The sequence below is a fragment of the Neisseria sp. P0021.S005 genome (genome assembly GCF_051956955.1).
Map to the genome: position 1 here is coordinate 1 of NZ_JBQCWY010000089.1, position 9,197 is coordinate 9,197.

Annotated in this window: 11 protein-coding genes; 4 read left to right on the plus strand and 7 right to left on the minus strand. The window is 47.0% G+C overall.

The window, feature by feature from the left end:
* Window positions 1-141: 141 nt before the first annotated feature.
* Window positions 142-414, minus strand: a complete 273-nt coding sequence (locus ACTHUE_RS07170) for an aldo/keto reductase (protein ID WP_004520538.1) — start codon at window positions 412-414, stop codon at window positions 142-144.
* Entirely contained in the window at window positions 414-992 is a 579-nt protein-coding gene (locus ACTHUE_RS07175; RefSeq protein WP_039862395.1) for an NAD(P)H-dependent oxidoreductase, read from the minus strand. Before ACTHUE_RS07175 ends, ACTHUE_RS07170 begins: the two co-directional genes overlap by 1 nt.
* Window positions 993-1,168: 176 nt before the next feature.
* On the opposite strand from ACTHUE_RS07175, the gene ACTHUE_RS07180 reads away from it, so the two are divergent.
* Window positions 1,169-2,059 carry a LysR family transcriptional regulator gene (locus ACTHUE_RS07180; RefSeq protein ID WP_049336075.1) on the plus strand — a complete coding sequence of 297 codons (891 nt, stop codon included), beginning with the start codon at window positions 1,169-1,171 and terminating at the stop codon, window positions 2,057-2,059.
* Window positions 2,060-2,093: 34 nt separating this feature from the next.
* Here the strand turns inward: ACTHUE_RS07180 and ACTHUE_RS07185 are convergent, their stop codons facing one another.
* Window positions 2,094-2,999, minus strand: a complete 906-nt coding sequence (locus ACTHUE_RS07185) for a LysR family transcriptional regulator (protein ID WP_004520542.1) — start codon at window positions 2,997-2,999, stop codon at window positions 2,094-2,096.
* A 106-nt stretch (window positions 3,000-3,105) separates the two neighbouring features.
* Here ACTHUE_RS07185 and pptA point away from each other — a divergent pair, with 106 nt between their 5' ends.
* Genes pptA through ACTHUE_RS07200 form a run of 3 tightly spaced genes read left to right on the plus strand, consistent with a single transcriptional unit; the run spans window position 3,106 to window position 5,001 of the window.
* Entirely contained in the window at window positions 3,106-3,336 is a 231-nt protein-coding gene (pptA, locus tag ACTHUE_RS07190) for a tautomerase PptA (protein ID WP_004520543.1), read from the plus strand.
* Between the two features lie 57 nt (window positions 3,337-3,393).
* On the plus strand, window positions 3,394-4,284 hold the full coding sequence (locus ACTHUE_RS07195; protein WP_049336078.1) for an alpha/beta fold hydrolase: 891 nt from the start codon (window positions 3,394-3,396) through the stop codon (window positions 4,282-4,284).
* Window positions 4,285-4,299: 15 nt separating this feature from the next.
* Complete coding sequence (locus ACTHUE_RS07200) at window positions 4,300-5,001, plus strand: glutathione S-transferase family protein (RefSeq protein ID WP_049336080.1); 702 nt, start codon at window positions 4,300-4,302, stop codon at window positions 4,999-5,001.
* 154 nt (window positions 5,002-5,155) lie between these two features.
* On the opposite strand, the gene ACTHUE_RS07205 is transcribed toward ACTHUE_RS07200, so the two are convergent.
* The 4 genes from ACTHUE_RS07205 to ACTHUE_RS07220 form a co-directional block, all read right to left on the minus strand.
* On the minus strand, window positions 5,156-5,773 hold the full coding sequence (locus ACTHUE_RS07205; protein ID WP_049336082.1) for an NAD(P)H-binding protein: 618 nt from the start codon (window positions 5,771-5,773) through the stop codon (window positions 5,156-5,158).
* 92 nt (window positions 5,774-5,865) lie between these two features.
* Window positions 5,866-7,686: a heme anaerobic degradation radical SAM methyltransferase ChuW/HutW gene (hutW, locus tag ACTHUE_RS07210; protein ID WP_004520547.1), complete on the minus strand. Its 1,821-nt coding sequence runs from the start codon at window positions 7,684-7,686 to the stop codon at window positions 5,866-5,868.
* 274 nt (window positions 7,687-7,960) lie between these two features.
* Window positions 7,961-8,686, minus strand: a complete 726-nt coding sequence (locus ACTHUE_RS07215; RefSeq protein WP_004520548.1) for an ABC transporter ATP-binding protein — start codon at window positions 8,684-8,686, stop codon at window positions 7,961-7,963.
* Window positions 8,687-8,732: 46 nt separating this feature from the next.
* Window positions 8,733-9,197 (minus strand): FecCD family ABC transporter permease (locus ACTHUE_RS07220; protein ID WP_440423178.1); only part of this gene is annotated, 465 nt, incomplete at its 5' end.

A 9,197-nucleotide genomic window follows, 5' to 3' on the forward strand; every position in this document is an offset into this window, starting at 1 on the left:
ATGGTCGTTTTCAACCGCTGCCATGGTAGTTCGGAAACGTTCGATATCTAACCCGTTAATCATGTTTTGTCCTTTCATATGATGAATTGCAGATGGTTTTTCGCTACACTTACACGCCCATTTTCCACGCGGAGATGCGCTTCAAATTATCCACCGTGTCGTGATTGACGATGGCGGCGAACGTGCTGTCCAGTTTGGCAATTTCAGCTTGTCTTCATCGCTGAGAGCAAAATCAAAGACATTCAGGTTTTCCGCCATACGTTCGGGTTTGGTGGATTTTGCCAATACAATGATGCCACGTTCCACCAGCCAGCGGGTAATCACTTGCGCCACGGATTTGCCATATTTCGTACCAATTAGCGACTGACAAAATGGTGGGCAAAAGCCCACCGCTTCAAGTTGATGTTTTATCATTAACCGAACACTTTTTTCAAATGTGCTTGGTAGTCTGCGAAGTATTGTTCTACTTGTGGATTTTTAACTACATCGTTACATGTAAATGTCGGTAGACGGGTCAAACCGATGAACTCGTTGAGTTTGTGGAAAGGCATGTACACAGCATCCACATCTTTGCCTTCAAAGAAGTCGCCTTCACGGGTGAACGCTTCAATCGGCGCATTCCAAGTAAGCGAAAGCATGTGTTTTTTGCCTTGCAATAAACCACCTGTACCGAAGCCTTCGGTCGGGCTGACACGATGACGGCCATCACTGTGGTAAAGCTTGCCGTGTCCAGCGATAAATACTTCGTCTATGTATTTCTTCACTGTCCAAGGCTCGTGCATCCACCAAACAGGCATCTGCCAAATCACGGCATCCATCCACAAGAATTTTTCGATTTCTGCCTCAACATCATAGCCAGCATCAATCACAGTTTCTTTTACATTGTGTCCAAGTGCGGTCAAAACTTCTTTTGCTTTTTTGTGAAGCGTGTGGTTTAACTCACCATGAGAATGACCGAAAGCTTTACCACCGTTTAATAATAAAATGTTCATTTTTACTCCTAGAATAAATAATTTATAAAAAAAGGATGTGATGTTTACGGATATTGTCTTCTGTTTATTCTCAGAAGTTGAAGTCATTTTATGATTTGTTTTTATTGAGATAAATAGGGTTTATCTTTATAATGTAATGAATTAAATTCACTAATAAAAAAGAGTTTAAAGAGAAAATGCAGAACTTTAACGAACTGAATTATTTTTTAACACTGGCGCAAACGCAGAGTTTTGTGAAAGCGGGGCAACTTTTGGGGATTTCTTCTTCGGCGTTGAGTCATAGCATGAAAAATTTAGAAATGCGGCTAAATTTGCGTCTGTTCAACCGCACTACACGCAATGTATCGCTGACCGAAGCCGGGCAACAGCTTTTCGATCAACTTTTCCCACTTTATCAAGCCATAAACCAAGAAGTCGATGCATTAAATGATTTTTTGAATACGCCATCGGGATTGATTCGCATCAACGCCCCGGCGATGGCAGCGGAAGCCGTGTTGTATCCAAAATTAAAGCCGATTTTGAACCAATACCCGAAAATCCGCTTGGAAATCGTGGTGGACGATCGTTGGGCAGATATTGTGAAAGAAGGATTTGATATGGGCGTTCGGTTAGGTAACAAGGTAGCGAAAGAGATGATTGCCGTACCGATTTCTGCGCCGTTCAAAATGGTATTGGTCGCCTCGCCCGATTATTTGGCGCAATACGGTTCGCTGAAAAATATTGATGATTTGCAGCAGCACCGCCTTATCGGTGCGAAGCTCTCCGCCGAACACGGCACGGAAATTCAATGGGAATTCAAATATAAAAAAAAGCTGATTACGTTCACACCAAAATCGCAGTTTTCTATCAACAATCATCTGCGCCTGCAAGCCGTTTCAGACGGCCTTGGCATCACTTGGCTGCCACATATCATCGCCGCAGACGCACTCCATTCTGGGCAGTTGGTTGAGCTGTTACCCGAGTATGCCATCACTTACGATCCGCTTTACCTCTATTACCCCAGCCGCCGCGGGCATTCCAATGTGTTTAAGTTGATTGTGGATGCGTTAAAAGTAAAAGCCGTCTGAAATTTCAGGCGGCCTTTTTAATAACAAAGTGCGGTCAATTTCCAGCACTTTTTATCAATCCCTTTTCTTCACCAAAACAACGCATTAAGCAATCCAATACGGTGCGTACTTTTGCTGATTGGGTGCGATGTGCGGTGGTGGCATAAAGGGTGCGGGTGGGAAGTGTGTGTTCAGGTAATACAATGCTTAACTGACCATTTTCTATCAAAGGCGCCACATCGCCAGAAAGCAACACCGCCAACCCCATGCCGGCACAGGCATATTCTCGTGCGACCAGTGAAGAATCTGGGCAATCGGTGCGATTTTCGGGCAGCGTTTCCGGTAGCCCTAAACACTTGAATGCGTGTAGCAGGACATTGCTATTGTGATTAAGCCAGTCGGCATTGAGTAAATCTTGCGGCTGGGCAATGGGGTGTTCACGCAAATAGTCTGGTGAAGCGCAAATCAAGGTTTGCCATTGTGCCAACGGGCGCGCGATGCTGTCGGGATCGTCAGGATGTAAAACAACGCGGATAGCGATATCGGTATCGTTTTGCAAATCCACCAAGCGGTTGTTTTCATTGAGTATTAAGCGAATTTTTGGGTAACGATGTCGTAAGGTTTGCACGGTACGTTTCATCGGTTCAACCGCGCTATAACCGGTCGGTAGGCTGATGCGGACTTCACCTTCCGGTTCGGTTTGCAAAATACCCATTTCGCGCTCAACGGCATCGTGCCAGTCGGTTAATTGACGGGCGTATTGCTGCAACTGCCGCCCTTCTGCCGTCGGCGTGAGGCTGCGTGTGGTGCGGTTAAGCAATTTGACGCCGTAATGATTTTCCAGCTTGCGAATGGCTTGACTGATTGCGCTGGCGGTCATGCCCAAATGCGGCGCGGTGGCATTCATACTGCCGTATTGCAGCACGGTGGCAAAAATATAGATAAGTTTGAATTGCTCCATTATAAAGCCTTTCTTAAAACTGTTTATTTAATTTGATAGATTATCAAGTTAATTAAAGTAATATACAATATATTTCATTACAAACAGATGAAGCAAGGAGTACTTTATGCCACATATCAATATCAAATGTTGTCCAAAGAACCTGTCTGAACAGGAATTGCAAGCCTTTGCAGATGATTTAACGGCTTTTGCCAGCGAGCGTCTAAACACGCCTGCAGAATTCATCACTATTGCCTACACTGAAATTCCGGATGATGAATGGAAAGAAAAGGTTTGGGACAAAGAAATTGAGCCAAATGTAGAGAACCTGTTACGTAAACCCGAATATGACATGTAACCTGCGCGTATCATCAAAACCCTAAAAAAACGACCGCACTTTACTCAGGAGAACAGCATGAAAGCATTTAAAAAATTAGGGTTTAGCGTACTTTTCGCCACTCTTGCAACGAGCAGTTTTGCCGGTGAACCGTTGCGCTATTTTGGACAAAATGAAACTGCCTACCATAGCCAAGTGCCTTATGGGAACAATGAAAAAGTTGGTCGTTATGCGACGGCAAGTGATGGGGCGAAAATTTATTTTGAACGCTATGGCAAAGGCTCACCTGTAATTGTTTTGCATGGCGGATTAGTGGGTTCAACAGCTGAAATGGGCGAGTTTATTGACCGTTTAAGCCAAAATCATGAAGTCATCGCCATCAGTACACGCGGTCATGGCAAATCTGAAGTCGGCAGTGTTGCGCCAACTTATGCACAAAAAGCGGCTGATGTGCTTGCCGTATTAAAAGCCGCACAAATTAACGGTAAAGTGGATTTGCTCGGCTTTTCAGACGGCGCTTATACCGCCCTCACCTTTGCTGCCGATTATCCCGAACAGGCAGCCAAAATTATTGCTATCGGTGCCGGCGAATGGAAACGTGGTTTTATTCAAGGCGGGGGAAATAAACGTGCAAGCTATGAACAAATCCGCCAGTTAGATCCAAGTTATTGGGAAATGCAACAAAGCATTCGCCCCAACCTACAACAAACGGCAACGTGGTTTGACAATGCGCAGAAAAATTATGACAACACCCAAGTTGGCAAAGAGACATTTGGTAAGATCCAATCGCCGGTGTTGTTTGTGGTTGGCGAAGACGATGCCAATGCACCCTTGGATACAGTCATCAACGCCTATCGCATGACACAGAATGCCGATTTATCCGTTATCCCTAATGCGCCACATCCGGTATTTGTCTTGAACTTCCCGGCTGTTTGGACTATTGTAGAACCGTATTTGAATAACAAATAATGAAAGGAAAACAAAATGCTTAAATTATTTACTTTACCTGGTGAAGGTAAAATTCGCAGTCCATCACCTTTCGCCTGGAAAACCGAAGCGATGCTGCGTTTATCCGGCTTAGATTTCGAAAAAGAATATGTTGCCGATCTTAGCAAAATGCCTAAAGGCAAAGTTCCGGTATTGCAAGATGGTGAGAAGTTGATCCCTGATAGCTCTCTCATTCAGCGTTATCTAACCGAAACCTACGGCATTGATTTAGATAAACATTTAACGCCTGAACAAAAAGCGATTGCTGAAGCCTTTCGCCGTATGACAGAAGAACATTTATATTGGATGGGCGTATATAACCGTTTCGTCGATCCTCTCGGCAAACCATTTATGATGAAGGCAATGTTTGATGGTATGCCGACCGAACAAGCCGAAGCGATTTTTGCTGTGTTACAGGAAAACGCGAAAAAAGAAATGTACGGACATGGTATCGGAAGACACACGCAATCCGATATTTACGCTTTTGGAAAAGGAGATTTAGACGCCATTAGCAACTACTTAGGCACAAAACGCTACTTTTTCGGCGAAGAATTAACCTCCGTTGATGTGGCCATCGTGCCTGTTGTTGCAAACCTGATTCTTACCCCCATCGACACTGAAATTGCGCTATATGCAAGAACCAAAGCAAATTTAGTCGCCTATATTGAACGTTTCGATCGGGCAGTATTTGGAGAATAAAGCAAGAAATCAAAGGCCGTCTGAAATGTTTCAGACGGCCTTTTATTTATATCTCCCAGTCTTTTCTCAGCAAATCCTTTATTGTTTGATCGGCTGCTAATCAATTACCTACTCCAACTTTAACAATGGAAAGTGGGCAATCTATTCAATCCGGTTATGCCGCACCAACGCTATACGTTTCGCCCTTGCTGTCCGCTTGGCCAACAATGGCAGCAACGGCAGCGGCCAAGCCGTTGCGTGTCATGTATTTTTGCGGAATTTCTTGGGCATTTTGTGTCAAGGTATAGGCATTATCTTCGCCATCGGCAAGGCCGCAGGGGCGCAAGATAGTCCAATTCAAACCGCTTTGTTTGAGATAGATTTCGGCTTCTGTTTTGGCACGGACGGCTTCACCTAGTGCCTGTTTGAACGGCTCGCTCATCATGTCCCATTGTTCACCGCAGCCCATGCTGGTAATCAGTACAAAGCGGGCTTGCGGATTGGCGGCTTTCGTGGCGGCAATAATGTTGATATTGCCCAGCGCATCGCTGCGGATACCCTCTTCGTTTTTGCCGCCGACAAAACTGATCACGGTATCAGGATGGTATTGTGCCAACGCTTTATCGAGCGCGTCGGCATCAAGCGCATCGGCGACAACGGTTTGAATATTGTGTTCGACAAAAAAACTGTCTTCAGACGGCTTTCTTAATACGGCGACGGTATCGGCTGAGTCAGTCAATGTGCGGATATAGGCGCGGCCGGACGGGCCGTTGGCTCCGAAGATGAGTTGCATGTTTGGGGCTCCTTTGTATGGTAGATGTTTATTGTTAGAAAATCCGCTCCTCTACGCGGCAAGGAACGGATTTTCAGGCCGTCTGAAACCGTTTAAGCGGCATCAAACAGTTTTCGCATGGCTTCGATTTGATGTTGTTTCAACTCGCCTGCTTCATCGCGGCCGACGAAAATTTTAAACATGGCGCCGCCGTTGCGGTTGATAAAGTTGAGCGAGCAAGTGGCTTTACCCATAAACGGGCGTTCCAAAAGGTAGATGGAGGCGCAGTTTTCATAGTAGATGTGGCCGTGTACGCCGCCGTCGGTTTCGGGATGGTCAAAGTTGTAGAAGCCGCGGCCGACTTTGCCGTTAGGCAGTTTGCCGCTGACTTCGACGATGGCATCGGGGGTGTGGGCGATGAAGGTAACGGATTCATTCCATGCGGCAACGGCTTGGAGAATTTCGACTATGCGGCTGCCTTCGGTTTGGCGCACGTTCTCTTCAGGCAGGCAGCGGATAACGTCTTCAAAACTGCATTGGTTTTGCGCGGCCAGCATTTCCAGTACTTGGCCGGGATTTTTTTCCAATGATTGACGCAACATGGTTTGTTGTTCGGCTGAAAGTTTTTGCATGGTTTGATCCTTTTCTTGAGTTGGAAGAGTGAGCATGAGTTTGCGGATAAGGGTGGGCGACCAATAACGGCCACTGGTATTCAAACGGATAATGCCGTCTGAATCAGGTTCTTTAAAAAGCTGCATTTCCTGCCATTGGGCAATCAGCTTTTGCGCTGCTTTGTTGCCGTCAAACAATAATGGATTCAGACGGCCTGTTTCAATATCGTGCTGAACTTTGCTGAGCAGTGCTTTATTTGGACTATGGCCGCTCATAAACGCGATGTTTTTCTCGCCTTTCGGCGTAGCAAGATAACTCTCCAAATCGCCCTGCACCTGATAGCTGAAACCGCCGAAGTTACCCCCTGCGCCGGAGCCGAACGCCAAACAGGGAATGTCAGATTTGATCAGGGTATTGTAGCGGTTGCGCTCGCCGCGGCCGGGATAGGCGAAGTGGCTGTTGCTGACATGTTCCCAGCCTTTTTCCAGCAGTGTTTCAACCGTGTAGGCATATTGGTCTGCCTGAATATCGAAACCCGGCGGTGTCGGAAATGCGCCTTTTTCAATCATGCGGTTGATGGGCAGCATGGGATAAAGGTTGAACGCATACGTATCCAAACCGGACAGCGGCAGCTCGGCGGCGCGGGCGATATCGTTTTGCCAAACTTCATCGGTTTGATTGGGTAGGCCGAACATCAAATCAGCGACAATCACGGCATCGAGTTCGCACAATTTTGCCAAATATTCAAACGCCTCGTCGCCGCTGTGTTTGCGACCGAGACGGCGGCGGATGGCGGTATTGAAGGTTTGCACGCCGATGGAAATACGGTTGGCCCCTGCTTCGAGACAAGCCTGTGCTTTTTCCAAATCGAAATGGCTCATGCGCCCTTCGATGGTGAACTCGCAGTCTTCGGCAAGCGGTAGATATTGGTAGCAGGCACAAATCAGGCGGACAAGGTCCTCCGTAAGCAACGCGGTCGGCGTACCACCCCCGAAATAAACGGCTCGGATTTTGCCCTTGCCTGTACGGACTTCAGCTTCAGCGGCCATTTCTTCGATAATTTTGTCGGTGTACACGCTGCTTTGGCTATCCTTCCACGCATTACGGTAGAAGCCGCAAAAAACGCAATGGTTGGCGCAAAATGGAATATGCAGATAAGCAAGCGCGTCCACATCGGTGGCATGGGGAAGCTTTTTCTTCCAAATGTTCTGCCATTGGGGACGCGGCATTGGAACGCCGCCCCAAACCGGCATCAATGCCTGACGTTCGGGAAATGCCTTGGGCGCGGATTGTTTCGGAGTCCAAACAAGCTGCTGTACCATGATAATGATTAATAAAAATTATTAATAAGATTGATATATTAAATAACCATCATCGTTTTCTTGTCAATAATTTTGAGTAATTAAAAATCAGTATTATTTTAAAATATTGTATTCTATAAATAATTAAATGTATTTCTATTTGATGGAAATCGGCATTTTACTTGTGAAATGTGTAAAATTTGGTTCTTCAAGTCGGGAACATCCTCCCATCTCGTTTGATTTTTGAACGATAAAATAAATTTTCTTTATCGTTTTTTAGACGGCCTGTTGGCGCTCAGCTTCTGAAATAAAACCCTGCTTCATCTTCGCAACGGCGTATCTGCCAACCGTAAACCGATTCAAGCAAGTCGGGGCGCATCACTTCGCCCACCTTGCCTGATGCAATGACTTTTCCCTTATTCATCAAGATAATATGTTCCGCATAACGCGCGGCGAGGTTTAAATCGTGCAATACCATTATTGATGAGGCACGGCTTGAATGCCCGACCAAATACTGCATCAGGCGGTGTTGGTGGCGGATATCGAGATGGTTGCACGGTTCGTCCAAAAGCAAGACCGGCGCATTTTGCAACAGGGCGCGGATGATGTTGGCGCGTTGCTGTTCGCCGCCTGAGAGCTTGCCGATACGCTTATCCGCCAATGCTGTCAAATCAAAATAATCGAGCAACTCGTCCGACCATTCATGGTTCAGACGGCCTTTTTGTACGAATGACGCCAACGCAATGTATTCGCGTACGGTCATCGGCATATTGTAACGGCCATGCTGCCCGACCCATGCCACCCTGCCCGCACGGATTTGCGGCGCAATGGCCTCACCGAAAAGAGTGATTTTCCCCTGCCCTGTTTGCCCGATTAAGGCACGCAGTAAAGTAGATTTACCCGCACCATTCGGGCCGATAATGACGGTCATGCCCGAAGGTATATCCAGTTGATCGATTTCAAGCAGGGTTTTGTCTTGGACGCGGACGGAAAGATTACGGATTTGAAATAAGGTATGCATGGCAAAAGATATGGTGCAATGAAGTTTCAGACGGCCTGTTTAGGCATCAACGGCTTTTCAAAGGCTTGATAAACAAATACATAAAAAATGGTCCGCCCAATAAGGCAATCACGATACCAACCGGCAGATCGACAGGGTATGTTAGCCAGCGCGCCGCGCCGTCCACCACCATCAAAAATACTGCGCCCAACCAAGCCGACAGCGTAATCAGTTTGCGGCGACTGCCGCCGACGGTTTGCGCCAGCACATTGGGGATCATCATGCCGAGAAAACCGATGATGCCCGAAAGCGATACCGCCGCCCCCGTCATCAATGCCGCGCCGATTACGGTTTGCACACGCAATGCCCCGACCGACACCCCCATACTGGCAGCCGTGTCTTCGCCCGTCATCAAAACGTCCAGCCGCCTGCCTGCCGACAGCAAAATCAGAAAACCGGGCAACATGACCGCGATTGCCGCGACAGGCGATGAGAAACCGGCTTCGGCAAGGCTGCCCGACAGCCATGTGGT

What these genes read in the sequence shown, in the direction of transcription:
- ACTHUE_RS07170 (WP_004520538.1), bottom strand. Translation starts at nt 414, where the DNA reads ATGATAAAACATCAACTTGAAGCGGTGGGCTTTTGCCCACCATTTTGT.
- ACTHUE_RS07180 (WP_049336075.1), top strand. Translation starts at nt 1,169, where the DNA reads ATGCAGAACTTTAACGAACTGAATTATTTTTTAACACTGGCGCAAACG.
- pptA (WP_004520543.1), top strand. Translation starts at nt 3,106, where the DNA reads ATGCCACATATCAATATCAAATGTTGTCCAAAGAACCTGTCTGAACAG.
- ACTHUE_RS07185 (WP_004520542.1), bottom strand. Translation starts at nt 2,999, where the DNA reads ATGGAGCAATTCAAACTTATCTATATTTTTGCCACCGTGCTGCAATAC.
- ACTHUE_RS07200 (WP_049336080.1), top strand. Translation starts at nt 4,300, where the DNA reads ATGCTTAAATTATTTACTTTACCTGGTGAAGGTAAAATTCGCAGTCCA.
- hutW (WP_004520547.1), bottom strand. Translation starts at nt 7,686, where the DNA reads ATGGTACAGCAGCTTGTTTGGACTCCGAAACAATCCGCGCCCAAGGCA.
- ACTHUE_RS07195 (WP_049336078.1), top strand. Translation starts at nt 3,394, where the DNA reads ATGAAAGCATTTAAAAAATTAGGGTTTAGCGTACTTTTCGCCACTCTT.
- ACTHUE_RS07175 (WP_039862395.1), bottom strand. Translation starts at nt 992, where the DNA reads ATGAACATTTTATTATTAAACGGTGGTAAAGCTTTCGGTCATTCTCAT.
- ACTHUE_RS07205 (WP_049336082.1), bottom strand. Translation starts at nt 5,773, where the DNA reads ATGCAACTCATCTTCGGAGCCAACGGCCCGTCCGGCCGCGCCTATATC.
- ACTHUE_RS07215 (WP_004520548.1), bottom strand. Translation starts at nt 8,686, where the DNA reads ATGCATACCTTATTTCAAATCCGTAATCTTTCCGTCCGCGTCCAAGAC.